At 64.0% G+C, this 20,672-nt stretch carries 16 protein-coding genes; 13 read left to right on the top strand and 3 right to left on the bottom strand.

Going from position 1 to position 20,672, the window contains the following annotated elements:
* From RHIBR816_RS0114535 to RHIBR816_RS0114525, 3 genes are all read left to right on the top strand, one after another.
* Positions 1 to 2,274, top strand: coding sequence for a heavy metal translocating P-type ATPase (locus RHIBR816_RS0114535; RefSeq protein ID WP_018237289.1), 2,274 nt, complete (start codon positions 1 to 3; stop codon positions 2,272 to 2,274).
* Positions 2,271 to 2,501 carry a cbb3-type cytochrome oxidase assembly protein CcoS gene (gene ccoS / locus RHIBR816_RS35975; RefSeq protein ID WP_018237288.1) on the top strand — a complete coding sequence of 77 codons (231 nt, stop codon included), beginning with the start codon at positions 2,271 to 2,273 and terminating at the stop codon, positions 2,499 to 2,501. The genes RHIBR816_RS0114535 and ccoS overlap by 4 nt, the downstream gene beginning before the upstream one ends.
* Before the next feature lie 129 nt (positions 2,502 to 2,630).
* Complete coding sequence (locus tag RHIBR816_RS0114525) at positions 2,631 to 2,966, top strand: hypothetical protein (RefSeq protein WP_018237287.1); 336 nt, start codon at positions 2,631 to 2,633, stop codon at positions 2,964 to 2,966.
* Between the two features lie 209 nt (positions 2,967 to 3,175).
* Here the strand turns inward: RHIBR816_RS0114525 and RHIBR816_RS0114520 are convergent, their stop codons facing one another.
* Positions 3,176 to 3,802: a hypothetical protein gene (locus tag RHIBR816_RS0114520; protein WP_026187007.1), complete on the bottom strand. Its 627-nt coding sequence runs from the start codon at positions 3,800 to 3,802 to the stop codon at positions 3,176 to 3,178.
* Positions 3,803 to 3,882: 80 nt separating this feature from the next.
* Positions 3,883 to 4,890: a LacI family DNA-binding transcriptional regulator gene (locus tag RHIBR816_RS0114515; RefSeq protein WP_018237285.1), complete on the bottom strand. Its 1,008-nt coding sequence runs from the start codon at positions 4,888 to 4,890 to the stop codon at positions 3,883 to 3,885.
* Positions 4,891 to 5,077: 187 nt separating this feature from the next.
* On the opposite strand from RHIBR816_RS0114515, the gene RHIBR816_RS0114510 reads away from it, so the two are divergent.
* From RHIBR816_RS0114510 to RHIBR816_RS0114465, 9 genes are all read left to right on the top strand, one after another.
* Positions 5,078 to 6,106 carry an ABC transporter substrate-binding protein gene (locus tag RHIBR816_RS0114510; protein WP_026187006.1) on the top strand — a complete coding sequence of 343 codons (1,029 nt, stop codon included), beginning with the start codon at positions 5,078 to 5,080 and terminating at the stop codon, positions 6,104 to 6,106.
* A gap of 258 nt (positions 6,107 to 6,364) precedes the next feature.
* On the top strand, positions 6,365 to 8,596 hold the full coding sequence (locus tag RHIBR816_RS0114505; RefSeq protein ID WP_018237283.1) for an iron ABC transporter permease: 2,232 nt from the start codon (positions 6,365 to 6,367) through the stop codon (positions 8,594 to 8,596).
* Complete coding sequence (locus RHIBR816_RS0114500) at positions 8,593 to 9,654, top strand: ABC transporter ATP-binding protein (RefSeq protein WP_018237282.1); 1,062 nt, start codon at positions 8,593 to 8,595, stop codon at positions 9,652 to 9,654. Before RHIBR816_RS0114505 ends, RHIBR816_RS0114500 begins: the two co-directional genes overlap by 4 nt.
* 65 nt (positions 9,655 to 9,719) lie before the next feature.
* Positions 9,720 to 10,520 carry an inositol monophosphatase family protein gene (locus tag RHIBR816_RS0114495; protein ID WP_018237281.1) on the top strand — a complete coding sequence of 267 codons (801 nt, stop codon included), beginning with the start codon at positions 9,720 to 9,722 and terminating at the stop codon, positions 10,518 to 10,520.
* A gap of 388 nt (positions 10,521 to 10,908) precedes the next feature.
* On the top strand, positions 10,909 to 11,880 hold the full coding sequence (locus RHIBR816_RS0114485) for an ABC transporter substrate-binding protein (protein WP_018237279.1): 972 nt from the start codon (positions 10,909 to 10,911) through the stop codon (positions 11,878 to 11,880).
* 4 nt (positions 11,881 to 11,884) lie between these two features.
* The gene (locus tag RHIBR816_RS0114480; RefSeq protein ID WP_018237278.1) at positions 11,885 to 12,682 is read left to right on the top strand and encodes an ABC transporter permease; all 798 of its coding nucleotides are present in this window, start codon (positions 11,885 to 11,887) and stop codon (positions 12,680 to 12,682) included.
* Between the two features lie 177 nt (positions 12,683 to 12,859).
* Entirely contained in the window at positions 12,860 to 13,714 is an 855-nt protein-coding gene (locus tag RHIBR816_RS0114475) for an ATP-binding cassette domain-containing protein (RefSeq protein WP_018237277.1), read from the top strand.
* A 76-nt stretch (positions 13,715 to 13,790) separates the two neighbouring features.
* A complete protein-coding gene (locus RHIBR816_RS0114470) occupies positions 13,791 to 15,641 on the top strand; it encodes an ATP-binding protein (protein WP_157628190.1) in 1,851 nt (616 codons plus the stop codon).
* Between the two features lie 3 nt (positions 15,642 to 15,644).
* On the top strand, positions 15,645 to 16,991 hold the full coding sequence (locus tag RHIBR816_RS0114465; RefSeq protein WP_018237275.1) for a sigma-54 dependent transcriptional regulator: 1,347 nt from the start codon (positions 15,645 to 15,647) through the stop codon (positions 16,989 to 16,991).
* 35 nt (positions 16,992 to 17,026) lie between these two features.
* Here the strand turns inward: RHIBR816_RS0114465 and RHIBR816_RS0114460 are convergent, their stop codons facing one another.
* Positions 17,027 to 17,461, bottom strand: coding sequence for an Lrp/AsnC family transcriptional regulator (locus RHIBR816_RS0114460; protein ID WP_018237274.1), 435 nt, complete (start codon positions 17,459 to 17,461; stop codon positions 17,027 to 17,029).
* Positions 17,462 to 17,611: 150 nt separating this feature from the next.
* Between RHIBR816_RS0114460 and RHIBR816_RS0114455 the strand changes: the two genes are divergently transcribed.
* The gene (locus RHIBR816_RS0114455) at positions 17,612 to 20,665 is read left to right on the top strand and encodes an aminotransferase class III-fold pyridoxal phosphate-dependent enzyme (RefSeq protein ID WP_018237273.1); all 3,054 of its coding nucleotides are present in this window, start codon (positions 17,612 to 17,614) and stop codon (positions 20,663 to 20,665) included.
* Positions 20,666 to 20,672: the final 7 nt, after the last annotated feature.

Genomic DNA, 20,672 nt, shown 5'->3' with positions numbered 1-20,672 from the left:
ATGTCGTGCTGCTCCGGCATCGCTGTTCCACTCGCCGAAGGCGCCGCGGGCGACCGCCTCCGCACGGAGGAGATCTGGCTGGCGAGCCGTGACCTTGGCAACGACCTGCGACAGATCACGCTGTCGCTGCCGGGCGTGCGTTGCGCCGCCTGTATCGCTGCCGTCGAAGGGACGCTCAGGAGCGTCCCCGGCGTGGAATTCGCCCGCGTCAACTTGTCGAACCGCCGGGTTACGATCAACTGGCGCTGCAAACAGGCCGATTGTCCGGATTTCGCCAACGAACTCGCGAGGATCGGCTATGCTTCGCATCTCACATCATTCGACGACGGCAGCCAGGATCCAGTGCTTGCCGCCCTGCTGAGGGCGCTTGCCGTCGCGGGGTTCTCGGCGATGAATATCATGATGCTGTCGGTCTCGGTCTGGTCGGGTGCCGACCCGGCGACCCGCCAGACCTTTCACCTGATCTCGCTGGCGCTGGCGCTGCCGGCGATCATCTACTCCGGCAGCGTCTTCTATCGCTCGGCCTGGGCAGCGCTCAGCCGCGGCCGGACGAACATGGATGTGCCGATCAGCGTCGGCGTCCTGCTTGCCTTTGCGCTGAGTGCCTATGATACCGTCCAGAACGCGCTTCACGCATATTTCGACGCCAGCACCTCCTTGCTGTTCGTTCTGCTGGCAGGGCGAACCCTGGATGAAATGATGCGGGGCAAGGCGCGTTCGGCCGTGGGGGCACTGGCAAGGCTCGCGCCCCGCGGCGGCAATGTCATCGGCGCGGACGGGACGGTCGCCTATGTTGCGCTCGCCGATATCAGACTGGGCATGCACCTGCTCGTCGCCGCGGGAGATCGGGTGCCGGTCGATGGCGTCGTCGTCAAAGGCATATCCGAGCTTGATTGCGCGCTCGTCTCCGGCGAGAGCCAGTGGCGACACGCCGAGGCGGGGACCACGATCCGGTCCGGCGTGATGAACCTCACAAATCCCCTGACGCTGCTGGTGACCGCGGCCGCCGACAATTCATTCCTCGCCGAGATCACCCGGATGATGGAGGCCGCGGAAAGCGGACGTTCGACCTATCGGCGGATCGCCGATCGCGCTGCCGGCCTCTATTCGCCCGTCGTGCATGGCCTCGCGTTCCTGTCGTTGATCGCCTGGTTCTATGGAACCGGGGACCTGCACAAGGCGATCACCATCGCCGTCGCCGTGCTGATCATAGCCTGCCCCTGTGCCCTCGGGCTCGCCGTTCCGATGGTCCAGGTCGTCGCTGTCCGGCGCCTCTTCGAACGCGGCATCATGGTTCGCGACGGCTCGGCATTCGAGAGGCTGGGCGAAATCGACACCGTGCTGTTCGACAAGACCGGAACCCTGACCATGGGTGAGATCCGCCTTGGCAATGTGAATGATGTCCCTGCTGGAACCCTATCCCTGGCGGCCGCGATGGCGCGCTTTTCCAGGCATCCCGCGTCTGTCGCCATCGCCGCCGCCAATGTCGAGGGGCAAACGCCTCCCATGGCATTCGACCGGGTCGAGGAAATCCACGGATACGGCATAGAGGCCCGAGCCGGAAATCAGATCTATCGCCTCGGACGCCCTTCCTGGGCGTCGATCGCGCCGCAGGCGACGGCGGACGACGGAAACTGGTCGACGGTCGCCCTATCGCAAAACGGCAGGACACTTGCCGTATTTTCCCTCGAGGACACCCTGCGTCCGGGAGCGCGGGAGCTCATGCATATGCTGCACGGCTCCGGCCTTTCGGTGCGAATAGTGTCGGGCGACGGCCACGCGGCGGTTTCATCGGTCGCACGGCGACTGGGCATCGATGACGTCTCGGCCGAACTGCTCCCGGGTGAGAAAGTGGACGCCATCAGGGCGCTTTCGGCCGCCAACCGCAAGGTGCTGATGATCGGGGACGGGCTCAACGATGCGCCGGCGCTGGCGGCCGCCCACGTTTCGATCGCGCCCTCGTCCGCTGTCGACATCGGACGAAGCGCATCCGACTTCATTTTCCTTGGGCACAGCCTGCTGGCGATCCGCGATATCCTGCAGACCGCATCGCGCGCCAATGCGCTGATCCGGCAGAATTTCGGGCTGGCGATCGCCTATAATGTCGTCAGCGTTCCCTTTGCGATCGCCGGACAGGTCACGCCGCTTATTGCTGCCATCGCCATGTCCCTGTCTTCGATCGCCGTCGTTGGAAACGCGCTGCGGCTTGGGACAAGGGTCGCCAAAGAACGCAAGGGCATCAGCATGAGAGAAGCGGCCGCGGTGAAGGCATGAACTATCTTGTTGTTCTCATATCCCTTGCATTGGCGATGGGCGCCGTGGGGCTGCTCGCATTTTTCTGGTCGCTGCGGTCCGGGCAATATGAGGATCTCGACGGGGCAGCTCAACGGGTCCTGTTGGATGACGAGAACGACGAAACACCACTGGCAACCGCCGCAAGTCCGCAAAGCGGCGAGGAACCGCGCGGAAGGCGGTCACGTTTCTACTGCATGTTTCCTTAAATCGTAGCCGATTTAAGGACAAAAACATGCAGAAACTCAAAGTGCAACAGCGTCCTTTGTGCGTCTGAAAAGACGCACGGCGCTGCAGTGGCAGAATGACGATGTTCCGAGACAACGCCGGAGGACCGAATGCAACAGGACACGGACAAGAGTTTGACGCAAACCTCTGCCGAGCCTGCGACCCCGGATCAGTCAGAGGCGGCTCGGCAGGGGCGGTTGGATCGAAAGATGGATCCTTCGGAATCGGTCACCCTGTTCGCAATCGTCCTTGGAGCGATCGGCGCACTGGCCGGCCTCGTCGCGGGGCTCGCGTCCCTTCCTGGACTCGGCTTGGGGGGTGCTGTCCTCAACTGCCTGATCGCGATCCTTGCCGGCGGATCCGCGGGCATCGTCACGGGCGGTACGGTAGGAGCGGCCATTGGCGTGCTGCGCGGCGTCAGGGTGCCGAAAGAACACGGCCAATGAGAAGACGAGGATGCGAGCGGCTTGCCCCGCTTATACCAGTGTCGCCACAGCAACAGACACCTGCCGGGCAAGTCCGCCCACGCCAGCATTCCGCGCCCCGGGCAGATAGCCGCCAACTCCATCGCGATGCCCGGGGGAGCTCCGCGCCCAATCGCTCGAGCGCCATCTGGCTGAGAACAGTTGAGAGGTCCTGCGGCCGCTTCCGCTCCTCAATCCGTGGCGAAGCAATAGAAGAGACCGTCCCCTCCGGTGCCCTTGAAGGCCTCGTTGGTGCAGCCGCCGCGCGTCGGATGTGACGAGTTCCATGACTTGGCTGCGGCCGAGTCGTCCAAGCCGGTGCGGTCGCTGTGACCGACAATTGCCGCACCCTCCGCACCGCCCATGGTCCAGTTGCCGCAGGTTTCCTCGGCAGCCGTTCCATCCGGCTTGGTGCCGGTCAGGATGTCATGGCGGTTCGGCGTGTCGCCGCGGCCGTTGATGACTTCGCCCTTTTCGTTGAGCGCCGTTTGCTTCGTCAGATTGTTGTTGTCGCCGTGGAGCGAGGCGATGTCGTCGGCGATTTTCTCGCCCTTCGCGTTGTACCAGGGCCCCGCACCGATGCGATCCTTGGCGTTCTCGGCATCGGTGGAGAGATAGGCTTTCCACGCCTTGCCCGTCGCGCCGCTGGCGGTCGCCAGCGCGCCGCAATGGGCATCGGCGCCGGCAAGCCCACCGAGGTCGCCGCCCTTGCCCGGATTTGCGCTAGTGACGAAAAAGCTCATCGACGTGTCCTGGGCATAGGACGGGACGGCCGAACAGGCCAATATGGTCGCAATCAGTGCCATGCTGCGTTTCATGGCGAACCTCCCTTGGATATTCCGAGGCATCAGCGTATTGCGCGCAAGGGCGATCGTAAAATCGAAATCTCGTGAGGAGTTCAGGCGCCGCGGATCGACGATCGCCAGACGAGGTCGGCGTGGAGGCGAACGGGCGGGCTGCCCGCCGGATCGGCGATGCTGTCGCCCCCGAGCCAGTTGACCGCCTCGCGGGCGATCGCGTCAACCGGCTGGGCGAACGTCGTCAACTGATAGGAAGACCAGGAGGCCTGCTCGATGTCGTCGAAACCAGCGAGGCAGAGTTGATCCGGGACCGAGATCGCGAAATCGTGGCGAGCAGCATCCAGGAAGCCGCAGGCGATCAAATCCGTCGCGCAGAAAACGGCGTCCGGGCGGTCGCGGCGGGTCAGCAGTCGCTGGGCCAGAATACGGCCGCTGGCGTAGTTGGTAGGCCCGTAGCGCTCCACCATAACCTCAAGGCCCAACACCTTTGCCGCGGCTATAAAGCCGCGCTCGCGCGCCATCAGGCTTGGCGTGCCGGCCTGCGAATTGGCAAAGGCGAGGCGGCGGCAGCCGGCGCGGACGAAGGCGGTTACGACGCGTCCCGCCGCCTCCGCATCGTCCAGATTGATCCGGAAGGGTCCTGGCTGCGCGTCATCGCGATTGATGAGGACGAGGCGCTGGCCGTTCTTCAGGCAGAGCTCAGTGATCGACTTGTCCGGCATGCCGGACAGGATGATCGAGGCGTCGGCGCGATAGCGGATCGCCTGGCGAAGCGCCAGATCGACGCTGCCATCGAACCGATCCGTGTTGACCAGCATGGCGATCTTGCCGGCGTCCTGCAGGTGTTGCGTCACGGCGCGGACCAGGCTGGAGCGATAGGGCGTACCCATGTCCGACACGATCAGGCAGACGATGCCGCTCTCGTTGCGCATCAGACCGCGCGCCAGGTGATTGACGTGATAGCCGAGCGCCTCGGCCGCCTCCATCACCTTGCGGCGTGTCTCGGTTGAAACGCTGGCGCCGGGCGTAAAGGTGCGTGACACGGCCGAGCGTGAGACACCGGCGCGTTCGGCAACCTCCTGGGCAGAGACGAAAGGCTTCTGCACACGTCCACCTGCTTTCAAACGTGCACAGAGCTTTGCACAATATTGCAATTGCGTGCAAGCGAATGTGATCGCTGCAAGTGCGGAATGCTCTAACAAATTTATTGACACCCATGACCATGTCATGCAGCATTTGCACGCGCTTGCAATGCGCCCGGCTGGAGGCGCCGGTACAATTCGGGAGGAAAACATGGGTTTGGCTAGAATGACTGCGGCCGCTCTCGCCGCGGCTGCGACCGTCTTTGCCTATTCCGCGCAGGCGAACGGAACTCTCAATCTGATCTGCTCGGCAGACGTGGTAATCTGCGAACAGCTGGAAGGCGCCTTCGAGAAGGAAACGGGCATTTCGGTCAACATGGTCCGCCTCTCTTCCGGCGAGACCTATGCGAAGGTCCGCGCCGAAGCGCGAAACCCCAAGACTGACATCTGGTGGGCCGGTACCGGCGACCCGCATCTTCAGGCGGCGTCCGAGGGCCTGACGCTCGAATACAAGTCACCGATGCTCGCTGAATTGCATGATTGGGCGGTCAAGCAGGCCGAAAGTGCCGGCTACCGGACGGTCGGCGTCTATGCCGGCGCGCTCGGCTGGGGCTACAACACGGAGATTTTCAAGCAGAAGAATCTCAAGGAGCCGACGTGCTTTGCGGATCTCCTCGACCCGTCCTTCAAGGGTGAAATCCAGATCGCCAACCCGAATTCGTCCGGCACGGCCTATACGGCGCTCGCGACACTCGTCCAGATCATGGGCGAGGACAAGGCCTTCGACTACTTGAAGAAGCTCAACGCCAACGTCTCGCAATATACGAAATCCGGCTCGGCGCCGGTGAAAGCCGCAGCGCGTGGCGAAACCGCGATCGGCATCGTCTTCATGCATGATGCGGTGGCCCAGGCGGTCGAGGGCTTCCCGGTCAAGGCGGTCGCACCCTGCGAGGGGACCGGCTACGAGATCGGATCCATGTCGATCATCAAGGGCGCCAAGAACCTCGAGAACGCCAAGAAATGGTACGACTGGGTCCTGTCGGCCAAGGTGCAATCCAGCATGAAGGAAGCGAAGTCCTTCCAGCTTCCGTCGAACAAATCAGCGGAAGTGCCGAAGGAGGCGCCGAAGTTCGAGAACATCAAGCTGATCGACTACGACTTCAAGACCTATGGCGATCCGGCTATGCGCAAGGCACTGCTCGAGCGCTGGGACAAGGAAATCGGCGCAAGCGCCAATTGATGGCACTGCAGCGCCGCGTCTTATCGGACGCGAAAAGGCTGCTGTAGCTCATTGAAATACTGCATGTTTTCATCCTTACTCGGCACCGATTCAAGGAAACATGCAGCAGAGCGCTTGCCGGTCGCGCCGGTAGTCCGCCGCCTGCCTCTGAATCTGGCTTTCGGTACGGGAGGTTGGACTCCCGTACCGGGGCTTCGAATTGCCCGCTGGTAGCGGCGGGTTCCCGGTCGTCACAGCCAGCCGCGCCAGGACAGCCCCTTGAGCAACAACCGCAATCGCAGACTCGATATCGTCCTGGCGCTCGGCCTCGCGGCCTTTGTCGCAGTCCCCTGGTACAGGATCGACAGCGGCTTCTTCAGCCTTGGCTGGCTCGACACCTTTCCGGGCGATCCGGCGACAGCACCCGGCCTTCTTCAGATCGCTGTCCATGGTCGGTGGTGGCTGATCGTTCCCGCATTGCTGATGGTTCTCGCCGCGATCGCCCGCTTCACGGAAGACCCGATGCGGCGCGGCGGCCTGCTCGCCTATGCCGGCGCCGCCGGCCTGGGTTTTCTCGCGCTGCAGGGCCTGGCGGTCGGTTTCTCCGGCTGGACCTGGACGCTCAGCGAGACGCTGTTCGGCCCGCTTGCAGACGGGCAACCCTCGATGGGCGCGGGCGCGGTGCTTACCGCGCTGCTTTTCGTTCTCGTCTTCGCCTTCGGTCTCGCCGAACGCGGCGCAATGAAGGGCGACGCCTTCATCGTCGGGGCCATTTCGATCCTCGTCTTCCTCGTCGCCGTTTTCGTCTTCTATCCGATCGGCAGCATGATGGTCGGAGCCTTTCAGGACTTTGATGGGTCCTTCAATCCGCATGGCTTTAGCCGCAACATCGTCGACCCGTCGATCTGGAGCCTCGATTGCCTGGTCGGCGCCGGACGCTGCGGCGTCGCCTGGCGTACCTTCTGGCTTGCGTTGATGACCGCAAGCGGCTCGACGCTCCTGGGGCTGGCCTTCGCGCTAGTCGCGACTCGCACGGGCTTCCGCTGCAAGAAGAGCCTGCGGCTACTGACCGTGCTCCCGATCATCACGCCGCCATTCGTCATCGGTCTGGCGCTGACGCTGCTCTTCGGCCGCTCCGGCATTGTCACCGAGGCCGTCTCCGCGGTGCTCGGGGTCGAGCCGGGCCGCTGGCTCTATGGTCTCACCGGCATCTGGATCGCTCAGGTTCTCTCGTTCACGCCAATCTCATTCCTGGTGCTGATCGGGGTCGTCGAGGGCGTCAGCCCGTCGATGGAGGAGGCCTCGCAAACGTTGAAGGCCGATCGCTGGCGCACCTTCTGGCGAATCTCGCTGCCGCTGATGAAACCGGGGCTCGCCAATGCCTTCCTCATCGGCTTCATCGAGAGCATGGCCGACTTCGGCAATCCGCTGGTGCTCGGCGGCAGCCATGGCGTGCTTTCGACCGAGATCTTCTTCGCCGTCGTCGGCTCGCAGAACGACCCCTCCCGCGCGGCGGTGCTCGCCATCGTGCTGCTGTGCTTCACGCTGACGGCCTTCCTCGCCCAACGCCTCTGGCTCTCCGGCAAGAACTTTGCGACCGTCACCGGCAAGGGTGACAGCGGTGCCCATGCCGCCCTCCCCCGCTCCGTCTCGATCGGCGTCCATGCCCTCGTCATCCCCTGGGCGCTGTTCACGCTCGTCGTCTACGGCATGATCCTCATCGGTGGCTTCGTGAAGACCTGGGGCCTCGACAATTCACTCACGCTCGAGCACTACGCGCAGGCCTTCTCCGTCGAATTCCGCGACGGCAGCCTCGCCTGGACGGGGGTTGCCTGGAACTCCTTCTGGACGACGATGGAGATCGCGCTCGTCTCGGCGCCGCTGACGGCAGCGGTCGGCCTCCTCACCGCCTATCTGATCGTGCGCCAGAGATTTGCCGGTCGCGAACTTTTCGAGTTCGCGCTGATGATGAGCTTCGCCATTCCCGGCACGGTCATCGGCATCAGCTATATCATGGCCTTCAACCTGCCGCCGATCGAGATGACCGGCAGCGCGTTGATCCTGGTCGCCTGCTTTGCGTTCCGCAACATGCCGGTCGGCGTGCGCGGTGGGGTGGCGGCAATGAGCCAGCTCGACCGAAGCCTCGACGAGGCCTCGCTCACACTCCGCGCCGACAGCTTCCGCACCATCCGCAAGATAATCCTGCCGCTGCTGCGCCCGGCAATCACCGCCGCACTCGTCTATTCCTTCGTCCGGGCCATCACCTCGATCAGTGCGGTGATCTTTCTCGTCAGTGCCGAATACAACATGGCGACCTCCTATATCGTCGGGCTTGTCGAGAATGGCGAATACGGCGTGGCGATCGCCTACTCCTCAATGCTGATCCTCGTGATGGTCGCCGTCATCGGCGGCTTCCAGCTCCTCGTCGGCGAGCGGCGGCTGCGCCGCGAGAACCGGATCCAGTCCGTCGCGGCCGCGCCCGCATCCATCCACCAGGAGAAGACCGCATGACCATCGAAGCTCCCGGTACCGTCGTCTTCCGGAACGTGCGCAAAGAGTTCGGCGCCTTCGTCGCGATCCCCGATCTCTCGCTCACCATCGAACCCGGCACGCTGGTGACGCTGCTCGGCCCCTCCGGCTGCGGCAAGACGACGACGCTGCGCATGCTCGCCGGCCTCGAGCATCCGACATCCGGCCGCATCTTCATCGGCGGCAAGGACGTGACAATGCTGCCGGCGAACGAGCGCGACGTTTCGATGGTGTTCCAGTCCTATGCGCTGTTCCCGCATATGACCGCCCTCGACAACATCGCCTATGGGCTCGAATCCTCCGGAATGAAGCGCAGAGAGGCGCGCGAGCGGGCGGAGGACGGGCTGGCGCTCGTCGGCCTCGCCGGCATGGGCCAGCGCCTGCCGGCCGAGCTTTCCGGCGGCCAGCAGCAGCGCGTCGCCGTTGCCCGTGCGCTGGTTCTCGAGCCGCAGGTGTTGCTCCTCGACGAGCCGCTGTCGAACCTCGATGCGCGGCTGAGGCGACGTGTCAGAACCGAGATCCGCGAATTGCAGCAGCGCCTGGGGTTCACCGCCGTCTATGTCACGCACGATCAGGACGAGGCGCTCGCCGTGTCCGACCGCATCGTCGTGATGAAGGATGGAGGCATCGCCCAGGCGGGCGCGCCCCGCGACCTCTACGAGACGCCGGCCTCGGCCTTCATCGCCGACTTCATGGGCGAGGCAAACGTCGTCGCCTGCGACATCATCGCGGTCGAGGGACAGGACGCGATGATCCGCGTCGAACAGCTGACGCATCGGGTCCCGGGGCGCGACATTCGGCCAGGCCCGGCCAAACTGGCGGTGCGCCCCAACGCGATCACGCTCAAACCCGCCAGCGACGGGGCCTTTGCTGGGCGGGTGACGCATGCGGCCTATCTCGGCGACCATGTCGAATATGAAGTGAAGACCGCCGCGGGAACGCTTTTCGTCGTCGATGCGGCCGTGGAGCGCGCCATCAGTCCGGCCACCGACGTCGCAATCGGCTTCAAGGAACGCGGCATCGCGATCATCAGCGGCTAGCGCGGCAAACGGATCAGGCGCATGCCTGATCAACGGAACTCAAACACGAATTCAAGGACCTCTTCATGACATCGCACGTCGTTCCCGGGCTCGAAGCCCGCCTCGCACTGGCCGAAACGGTTGCGCGCGACGCCGGCGCAATGGCGCTCGACTATTTCAACCGCCGCGAAACGCTGATCGTCGAAACCAAGCGGGATCCGCAGGATGTCGTTTCCATCGCCGACCGCGAGGTCGAAAACCTGATCCGCGAGCGCATCGGCGAGATCTATCCGGAGGACGGCATACTCGGCGAGGAATACGGCCTGCAGGCCGGCCGTTCCGGCTTCACCTGGGTCATCGATCCGATCGACGGCACCAGCCCGTTCGTCCACGGCATGCCCAACTGGTGCGTCTCGATCGGCCTCGTCCATGACGGCGTGCCGGTGGTGGGCGTCATTGCCGCGCCCTGCCACGGCGAGCTCTATGCGGCCGCGCTCGGGCTCGGCGCCCGGCTGAACGGCAAGACGCTGTCGCTGGACGCTTCGCGGACCATCCGCAACGCGGTGACCGGTCTTGGCGCCAACAACTATGTGACGCCGGCCTTCGTCGCGAAGATGGTGGAAAACCTGCTTGAAGCCGGCGGCACCTTCATCCGCAACGGGTCCGGTGCGCTGATGCTCGCCTATGTCGCGGCCGGCCGCCTGGTCGGCTACTACGAGCCGTATATGCATGCCTGGGACTGCCTTGCCGGCTATTGCCTCGTCCAGGAAGCTGGCGGCTGGTATCTCCCCTTCCCCGTAGACGGCGAGCGTCTGACGAAGGGCGCTGCCGTTCTCGCCGCTGCACCCGGCGCGGTCGAGGACCTGAGGAAGCTCGCAGGCATCTGACGAACGCGCATCGGGGGCCTGTCAGGCAAGACCGGCTCCGGCGGGTGGGAACGGAACGCCGGTGAGCTTGTCGGGGTTGAGAACCATCCGGCCATGATCGAAGAACTGCACCTCACCGGCCCTCGTCCGTCTGGCAAAAACTTGCCGCTCTCGCCGCCGCTCGGCAACTCCTTGCCCGGGCGATTGATGCAGCTGCAGACCAAATCTGCCGCGGCCTCCGGCCGCACAAAGCGTATGCGCTGCCATTTTCGCTTAATTCTCCAATAGTTAGCGACTCCTCCGGTCCCGATCCGCATCGGCGCGCGCAGCGCCCGAGATAAATGGCACGCAAGTTGCTGAAAGGAGAGCGGGTGGCAGCCGCCATCCTGAATTCATCGGGAGGAATGAAATGAAGCTGATTTTCCGTGTTCTGCTGGTGACAGCCGCTTTCGTCGCATCGAGCGCCGAGGCCGCCGACAAGATACGTCTCGCCAATCTCAAATTCGCGCACTACGGGGCAATCTCCTACATGAAAGAGATCGCCGCGAAATACGATCTGGAGATCGAGGAGCGCTTCTTCGCCAAGGGCGTCGACATTCTGCCGGCAATCGTGGCGGGCGAGGTCGATGTCGCCGCAAGCGCCGTCGATGCAGCCATTGCCGGCCGGGCACGCGGGGTGCCGATCTATGCGGTTGCCGGTTTTGCCAAAGGCGGGGTCCGCATCGTCGCCGGCAGCGAGTCCGGCATTACATCGGTCGGCGACTTCAAGGGCAAGAAAGTCGGCGTGGCGCGCGGCGGAGCGCAGGAATTGCTGCTGCTCGCCGAACTGGAGAATTACGGCCTGACCTGGTCCGACAAGCCCGGCAAGGACGTGCAGATCGTCTACATGGCCTTTGCCGACCTGAACCAGGCGCTGATGGCCGGCGATATCGATGCCATGTGCCAGTCGGAGCCCCAGGCGAGCCAGGCGCTGAACAAGAAGTTTGGGGTCGAGATCATGAAACCCTATGACACGCCGATCGGCATGCCGGTACGCTCGCTGGTTTTCTCCGAGGCGCTCTACAAGGAAAAGCCAGATGTTGCCGAACGCACGATGAAACTCTTCATCGAGGCAACGGACACTTTCATGAAGCATCCGGATATTGCTGAAGGTTACGTCGTGGAATCGATGTTCAAGGGCCAGATCACGCCTCAGGACTTCAAGGATGCGATCGGCAACTCGCCCTACTCCTACGACATCACCGTCGAGCATGTGCAAGCAACCACCGACATGATGCAAAAGTTCGGGGTTGGCCGCATGAGCACGCCCCCGCAGGCAAGCGAGTGGGTCAAGACGGACCTGCTTGAGAAGGCGCTGAAATCCATGACGGCGGGGAACTAAAGTCATGCTCGCCCGACTGTTTCGCAACCTGGCCGTCCCGGTCATCGTCCTGCTGCTCTGGCAGCTTCTTTCAAACGCCCATGTCGTGCGCCCGGAGATCCTGCCGTCCCCGACAGCGATTGCTGCGCGGTGGATCGAATACCTCTTGCCGCAGGAGCCGGCAGCCGGCTTCCTCGACTGGCTGCAGTCCAGCGAGTTGCTGAGCGACCTCTTCGCCAGCCTCCGGCGGGTCGTCCTCGGCTTCGGGCTCGGCGCCGGACTTGCCTTGCCGCTCGGCTTGCTGATGGGAACGGACAAGCGCGTCGAGGCACTGCTCGACCCGATATTCCAGTTCCTGCGGCCGATCCCGCCGATCGCCTATATCCCGCTCGCCATCCTGTGGTTCGGTCTGGGCGATCCGCCGGCGGTCTTTCTGATCTCGATAGGCGCCTTCTTCCCGGTCCTGATCAACACCATCGCCGGCGTGCGCAGCGTCGACAGCATCTATGTGCGGGCGGCTCTCAATCTGGGTGCTGACCGGATGACGCTGTTTCGCCGGGTCATCCTGCCAGCGGCCACGCCCTACATCCTGACCGGCGCGAGGATCGGCATCGGCACGGCGTTCATCGTGGTGATCGTCGCAGAGATGATCGCGGTCAACAGCGGCCTCGGCTATCGGATCCTCGAGGCGCGGGAATATCTCTGGTCCGACAAGGTTATCGCCGGAATGATAACGATCGGCCTCCTCGGGCTGGCGATCGACGTCGGCGTCAACCGGCTGAACGGTTACCTGCTGCGCTGGCACCGCGGCCTGGAGCACTAGATCAGGATGCTTTGGTCGGACTGACCAAATTCACAAAACGTGATCGATTCTAATAGGTTAGAGCGGGATGTCGGCGGAAAGCCGCACACACTTTTCCGCATCCCGCTCCGACCACTCGCCGGAGGCATTGCCGAGCAGGAGGCGCCGGCAATGCCATCACACTTCACGGAGGAAATCATGCTTTCGAGCGTAAATTCGGCGGCGCACGCCGTCGGCAACATCAATCCTGCGTCCGACGCCGATGTACATATTCACGTCAAGCAGGTGGACAAGGTCTTCGGCAAGCGCGGTGCCGAGGTCGTCGCCCTGAAGGGCATCGATCTCGACATAAGGCAGGGCGAGTTCGTCTGCCTGCTCGGCCCATCCGGCTGCGGAAAATCGACACTCCTGAATGCCATGGCGGGCTTCTCGCTGCCGAGCGCCGGCAAACTCGAGGTGGACGGCAAGCCGGTGTCGGGCCCTGGGCCGGACAGGGGCATGGTCTTCCAGGAATATGCCCTGTTCCCCTGGATGACGGTCGAGCGCAACGTCGCCTTCGGCCTTGAGATAAGAGGCGAGCCGCCGGCACAGATCGACGGAACCGTCTCCATGCTCCTCGACCTGCTGGGGCTCAAGGAATTCAGAAAGCGGTTTCCAAAGGATCTCTCCGGCGGCATGCGCCAACGCGTGGCGATCGCGCGCGTTCTCGCGCTCGACCCGCCGATCATGCTGATGGACGAACCCTTCGGCGCGCTCGACGCCCTCACCCGCCGGTCATTGCAAGACGAACTGCTGCGCATCTGGAAACAGATGAACAAGACGATCGTCTTCGTGACACACTCGATCGAGGAAGCGGTCTACCTCGGATCGCGGGTAGTGGTGCTCACCTATCGGCCGGGGACGATCAAACAGGACCTGCCGATCGATCTCCCCTATCCTCGTGACAGCAACGCACCGGAATTCAACGTCATCAAGAAGAACCTGGCGACGCTCGTCCACGCGGAACATGAGCGTTTTGCCAATGACGAGCGCGGGGGCCTGACCCTCGATTGAACGCCGGTCGCCGGCGGCCGCGCCAGCAGACAGCGGCTGGCGCCGCCGCGCTCGACCAGGCGACAGGAGTTCAGTATTGTCCTCGATCACGATGATGCGCTTACCGTCCATGGGTTCACCCCGCCCCCTGATCCTGCTCGCCACGGCCTTGTTGGCAATCGCGGGAGCGATGCTTTTCGTGCGCGAGAACGTCCTCGATTACGGTCTGCGCGCCACGGCGACGCAGGCCGAGGAGCGGCTGAAGCTGGTCGGCGCCACTTTCAGCACCCGGATCGAGCGTTTCCGCTATCTCCCCGAGGTCATCGCCCGATCGCGCGAGATCGAAGACCTGTTCCGCGACCCGGCTTCCCCCGAGGCGGCGCTCTCCGGCAACCGCCTTCTCGCCCGCATCAATGCCGCCTCAGGCGCCTTGGCGCTCTTCGTGACCGACGCAAAGGGTCGGACGCTCGCCGCCAGCAACTACGACCAGCCGGGCAGTTTCATCGGATACAATTACCGCTTCCGGCCCTATTTCCGCGACGCCATCCAATCGGGCTTCGGCAGCTATTACGCGGTCGGCGTCACCACCGGCGAGCCGGGCTATTTCCTTGCGGTGCCGATCAAGCTCGAAGGGCGCAATGTCGGCGCCGCAATCGTCAAGATCGATCTCTTGCCGCTCGAGCAGCAATGGCGCGACGCCGGTGAACTGGTGGCGGTCGAGGACAGGGAAGGCGTGATCTTCCTGTCGTCAGAACCGCAATGGCGCTATCGCTCCAAAGGTCCCCTCGATCCCGAGAGCCTTGCACGAATCCGCGACGAGCAACGGTACGGCGCGGCAGATCCTGGCGAGATGGCGCTCGGCAGCGGCGCCATTGGCTGGTCTGATCTTCCGATCGCCTCCTTCGACGAAGGCGGCGTCAAATCGCGTCGCCTGATGGTCGATATGCCCTTCGCCGAAAGCGGCTGGACCCTGCTTTACTTCGCTGACCTGTCCTTTGTGATTGCCCAAGCCAACATCGCCACCATCGCCGCCGGTCTCGCCGGCTTGCTCGTTCTTGCCGGCTTGAAGATCGCACACCAGAAGCGGCAGGCCAGGAGGCTCGAACTGCGCGCAAGGAGCGATCTCGAACTGCGCGTTGCGGAGCGGACAAGGGAACTGAGCCAGACCAATCTCAAGCTCGAAACCGAGATCGTCGAGCGCCAGCGCGCACAGGAGCAGTTGGACCTGACGCGCGACAGTCTCACCCAGGCGGAAAGGCTGGCGGCGATCGGCCAGGCCTTTGCGGGTCTCGCCCACGAAATCAACCAGCCGCTCGCTGCATTACGAACCTATCTTGCCTCCACCCGGCTGCTCGCCGCGCGCCAGGACATGGTTGCCGTGCACTCGAACATCGACGTGATGGGAGAGGTCATCGGCCGCGTTTCCCACCTGACCGACCAGTTGAAGCGGCTGGCGCGCCGGGATGACGCCGATTTCGGCGACGTCGACTTCGCCGCGTCGGTCGATCGCGTCGCCGAACTCTTGAAATTCCGGTTCGCCGATCTGGGCATTTCCTTCAGCAGTGAGATCGACCGGCCCCTGGCCATCCTCGGCAACAGCGCGCAATTGGACCAGGTGATGCTCAACCTGCTCGGCAACGCCATCGACGCCGTGCGCGATCGCCCGGTCCGCGTGATCCACGTGGACGGAGCGATCGAGGCCGGGACCTGCGTCGTGAGGGTTCATGACAGCGGGCGCGGGCTCGACGACGAAACGCAGGACCGCCTCTTCGAGCCGTTCCACACCACCAAGGCCGCCGGCGAAGGGCTCGGGCTTGGCCTGGCGACGGTGCACCGCATCATCTCCAACCACCATGGCGAGATCACAGCGGGACGTTCGCCGCTCGGCGGCGCGCTCTTCACGATACGGCTGTCGCGCATCGACAGTGCGGCAGCGGCGGCGGAGTAAGCGATGGCAACAGCATCGCCGACGGTACTCCTCGTCGAGGACGACGCGCCCCTCCGCCAATCTCTGGCGCAATGGCTGACCTTGAACGGCTTCGAAGTCCTGCAGGCGACGAACGGCAACGCTGCCTTGAGCATGATGGCCGACAAAGCGCTCGATGTGGTGCTGTCGGACGTGCGCATGGGCGGCATGGACGGCCTCGAGCTCCTGTCGGCCATCCGCAAGAAATGGTCGGACCTGCCGGTCGTGTTGTTGAGCGGGCATGGGGATGTGCCGATGGCGGTTTCGGCCATTCAGGCCGGAGCATTCAACTTCCTGACAAAACCCTATGTTCCCGAGCAACTGATCGGAACGCTCAACAATGCAGTTCAGCAATTCCGGCTGAAGCGCCGCGTGGAGCTTTTGGAGCAGCACGACGACGTCGGACGATTCCTGCATTCCACGATCCTTGGCGAGGACGCCGCGATCGCCGCCTTGCGCCGCCTCGTGGCGGATCTTTCGAGCTACCCGCTCGATGTTCTCATTCTCGGGGAAACCGGGACCGGCAAGGAGGTCGTGGCGCGAGCGCTGCACGACTGCAGCGAGCGCAAGGCGGCCGCCTTCGTGGCGATCAACTGCGCGGCCGTCCCGGCTGACATCTTCGAAAGCGAGCTTTTCGGCCACGACGCGGGCGCCTTTACCGGCGCCTCCGCCCCTCGCGTGGGAAAGTTCGAATTCGCGCATAAGGGAACGATCTTTCTCGACGAAATCGAAAGCATGCCGCTTGCGGCCCAGGCCAAGCTGCTGCGCGTACTGCAGGAGCGGCAGATCACCCGCCTGGGATCGAACAAGGTCATCGCCCTCGACGTGCGGGTGATCTCGGCCACCAAGTTCGACCTGGCGGAGCTGGCGCGTGAGGGAAAGTTCCGGGAAGACCTCTATTACCGGCTGATGGGGGCGGAGATCGCGATCCCGCCGCTACGTGCACGGGGCAATGATGCTGTTCTCCTGTTCGAACGGTTCGCGGCCGCCATGGCGAATCGGATGGGTCGACCGACGCCCCAACTGTCGAGCGTCGACGTTACCGCCATTCTCAATTACGCCTGGCCGGGAAATGTTCGGCAATTGAAACTGCTCGCCGAGCGGTTCGCGCTTGGACTGCCGTGGATCGTCGACGGGACGGCCCAACCGGCCGGAAATGCTCCCTCGCCCGCGCGGCCGTTGGGAGAGCAACTGGCGGAGTTCGAACGCTCTGTGATCGAAGACGCATTGAGCCGCTGTCGCGGGGCAGCGCGAGAAGCCGCTGAACTGCTCCAGATTCCTCACCGGACTCTGAACGAAAAAATAAGCCGGCTCGGGCTGCGGCGTCCGTGAGCAGTCCTTGCTGAAGCCACGGCGCCGCCGCCGACCTAGCTCCGTTCGAACTCGCGCCGCAACACGATTGAGGTGGTAAGGTCGTCCACATTCTCGAGCTGGGCGACTTCGTTGCGCAGCTCGTTGAGGGCATTGATCGAGGCCACCCGCACCTCGACCACCAGATCGAGCTGGCCGCTCACGGAAGAAACCCGCCGGACAGAGGAAAAGCCCGCGAGCCTGTCGAGCACGCCGAGCGACGGCGTGCGCGTCAGTGTCACCATGAGGAATGCCTCGATCTGCCCCTCCTCCAGTTCCCCGATGTCGGCGCGGTAACCACGGATCAGGCCGGACTTCTCGAGCCGCGTGACGCGCTCGGTCGTCGCACTGCGCGACAGCCCGATGCGCCCGGCGAGCGACTTCATCGGGATGCGCGCCTCGCGGCTCAGGATACTGAGAATCTGCCGGTCCGTTGCGTCGATATTCTGCACTGCGCAACTCCTGCGACCGGGTTAGGAATCGCCGAGACCGGCGGCTGACAAGATGACGGTTAGTACGAACATAGTGCCGGTGCAACCGGCCTATTGCCGGATGCATGCTTGTCGAAGGCATGCGAGGCTCGCCGCGAGAGTGAGGCCCCCATGAACGACATGCTGAACACGAAACCCGATTTTTCCCTGGACGACGCCGGCGCGCTGCTTTCGCGGCACTTTGGGTTCAAGGGGACGCTCGCGCCGCTCGACAGCGAGCGTGACCAGAATTTCAAAGTCGCTGCCGACGACGGCCGGACCTTCGTCCTGAAAATCATCAACGCCGCGGAGCCGGCGGTTGAAAGCGATTTCCAGACGGCGCTGATGAGGCACCTCGGCGAATATGCGGGCGACCTCCCCGTTCCCCATCTCCATCCGACCCTCTCGGCAGCAAGCCTCGCCGAAGCCACGGGCGCCCATGGCGCAGTCCACCGCTTGCGGCTGGTCAGCTGGGTACCGGGCGTCCCGCTCGCCCAATCCGACCGAAGCGAGGCGGTACTTGAATCGCTCGGCCGCATGCTCGGTCGCTTCGATGCCTCGCTTCGGGGCTTCATGCATCCGGGCGCGCTGCGCGACCTCGACTGGGATCTTCGCAATGCCGGCCGCTCCGCCGGTCGGCTCAACCATATTGCTGACGCGGACGATCGCGCCCTTCTCGGACGTTTTCTCGCCCGTTTCGACAAGGATGTCGCCCCGCGCTTTGCGACGCTGCGCGCTTCGGTCATTCACAATGATGCCAATGACTGGAACGTGCTCGTAGACCCGGAAAACCACGATCGTATAGCCGGCATCATCGACCTTGGGGATGCCCTCCATGCGCCGCTTATCGCCGATGTCGCGATCGCTGCCGCCTATGCGGGACTTGACCACCCCAATCCGATCGGTGCCGCCGCGGCGATCGCCCGTGGCTTTCACCGCGAATACCCGCTGCTCGAGGAGGAAATCGAGCTCCTCTTCGACCTCATCGCCATGCGGCTGGTGACGTCGGTCACGATGTCGGCCTCACGCCGCGCGCAGGTTGGCGACAACCCCTATCTCGCCATCAGCGAAAGACCGGCCTGGACGCTCCTGCGCAAGCTCGACGCCATGAACCCGCGCTTCGCGACGGCGATCCTGCGCCGGGCCTGCGGCTTCGAGGCGGTTGCCGGCGCGCGCATCGTCGGCGCCTGGATCGATCGAAACCGCAAGAGCCTTTCGCCGCTGCTTGATCGTCCTGTCACGGCCTACCCGGCCGATCTCGTCCCTTATGGCGATCCGACCCATGCGATGACCGTCAGCTCGGCCGCCGCGCGGCCCCACGAAGCGCAATCCCTTTGGGAAGACCACTGCCGGAATACGGGCGTGGCGCTGGGCATCGGCCCCTGGGGCGAGGCCCGCACCGTCTATTCGGGCGAGATGTTCGCATCCCGCCTCGTCGAGAATGCCCGCCGCACGCGCCATCTCGGCCTTGATCTCTTCATGGGCGCCGGCACAAAGGTCTACACTCCGCTCGCGGCAACCATCGTCAGCGTCGAGATCGAGAAGGACCCGCTCGGCTACGGCTGCCTGATCGCGCTTCGTCACGAGCCGGATGGCTGCCCGCCCTTCCTGACGCTCTGGGGGCACCTCGCCCGCGAGGCCGTCGGGCGGCTCAAGGCCGGCGACCGCCTGGACGCCGGTGCGCTCGTCGGCGAAATGGGTGTTCCGGAGGAGAACGGCGGCTGGGCACCGCACCTGCATCTGCAAATCTCCACCGACACGAGCCTTGCGGCGACCGAAATCCTCGGCGTTGGCGAGGAAGGCTACCTCGATGTCTGGGCGGAACTCTTTCCGGACCCGAGCCCGTTGGCCGGTATCGCGGGAGAGTTCTTCAAAAGAAGTGGCCGCTCGCATGAGGAGATCGTCCGGCTCCGCAAGGAGCTCCTGCTGCCCAACCTGTCGATCTCCTACGACAGGCCGATCAAGTTCGTGCGGGGGGAAGGCGCCTGGCTGATCGACGATCGCGGCCGCGCCTATCTCGACTGCTTCAACAATGTCTGCCACATCGGCCACGCCCATCCGGCGGTGGTGGAGGCAATGGCCCGGCAGGCCGCAACGCTCAACACCAATACCCGCTACCTGCACGACAACATCGTCGCCTATGCGGAGCGGCTGACCGCGACGATGCCGAAGGAGCTGGCAGTCGCCGGTTTCGTCAACAGCGGTTCGGAAGCCAACGGTCTCGCGCTGCGCCTGATGCGCACCCATACGGGCCGGGAAAACGCCATCGTGGTCGACTGGGCCTACCACGGCACGACACAGGAGCTGATCGATATCAGCGCCTACAAGTTCCGCCGGAAAGGGGGAAAGGGCCGGAAGCCGCATGTTCATGTGGCGAGGGTCCCGGACAGCTACCACGCGCCGGCCGAATGGCCGATCGAGGAGCATGGCAGGCGCTTTGCCGAAAGCGTCGCCGACCTGATAGCGGCGATGAAGGCCAGGGGCGAAGCGCCCGGCTTCTTCCTGGCGGAGTCCATTCCAAGCGTCGCCGGTCAGGTCTTCCTGCCGGATGGATACCTCAAGGAAGTATACCGCATGGTGCGGGAAGCGGGCGGCGTCTGCATCGCGGACGAGGTACAGGTCGGCTTCGGCCGGGTCGGCAGCCATTGGTGGGCCTTCGAGACGCAAGGCGTCGTCCCCGACATCGTCACCACGGGCAAGCCGATCGGCAACGGCCACCCATTGGCGGCGGTGGTCACCACGCGCGAGATCGCCAGTTCGTTCAACAACGGCATGGAGTTCTTCAACACGTTCGGCGGAAACCCGGTGTCCTGCGCCGTCGGCCTGGCGGTCCTCGATGTCATCGAAAAAGAGGATCTGCGTCGCAATGCCTCGGAGATCGGCAACGACCTGATCGCCGCCTTCCGGACGATGCAGGAGCGTTACGAGGTGATCGGCGACGTACGCGGCCTCGGCCTGTTCCTCGGCATCGAACTCGTTACCGATCGACGGACGAAGGCGCCCGCCACCGAAATCGCCCGAGCGGTTTCGAACGGGGCGCGTCAGCGCGGCGTGCTGATGGGCACCGAAGGGCCGCACGACAATGTCCTGAAGATGCGCCCGCCGATGATCTTTTCGAAGCGCGATGCCGATCATCTGATCGCCGTACTCGATGAAACCTTCATGGCCGTGCTGAAGGGGACCTGACAGGAAG

It is taken from the genome of Ensifer sp. BR816, from assembly GCF_000378985.1.
Taxonomy (GTDB): domain Bacteria; phylum Pseudomonadota; class Alphaproteobacteria; order Rhizobiales; family Rhizobiaceae; genus Sinorhizobium.
Note: the sequence above shows the minus strand (reverse complement) of the source record. Positions and strands in the feature narration are given on the sequence as shown.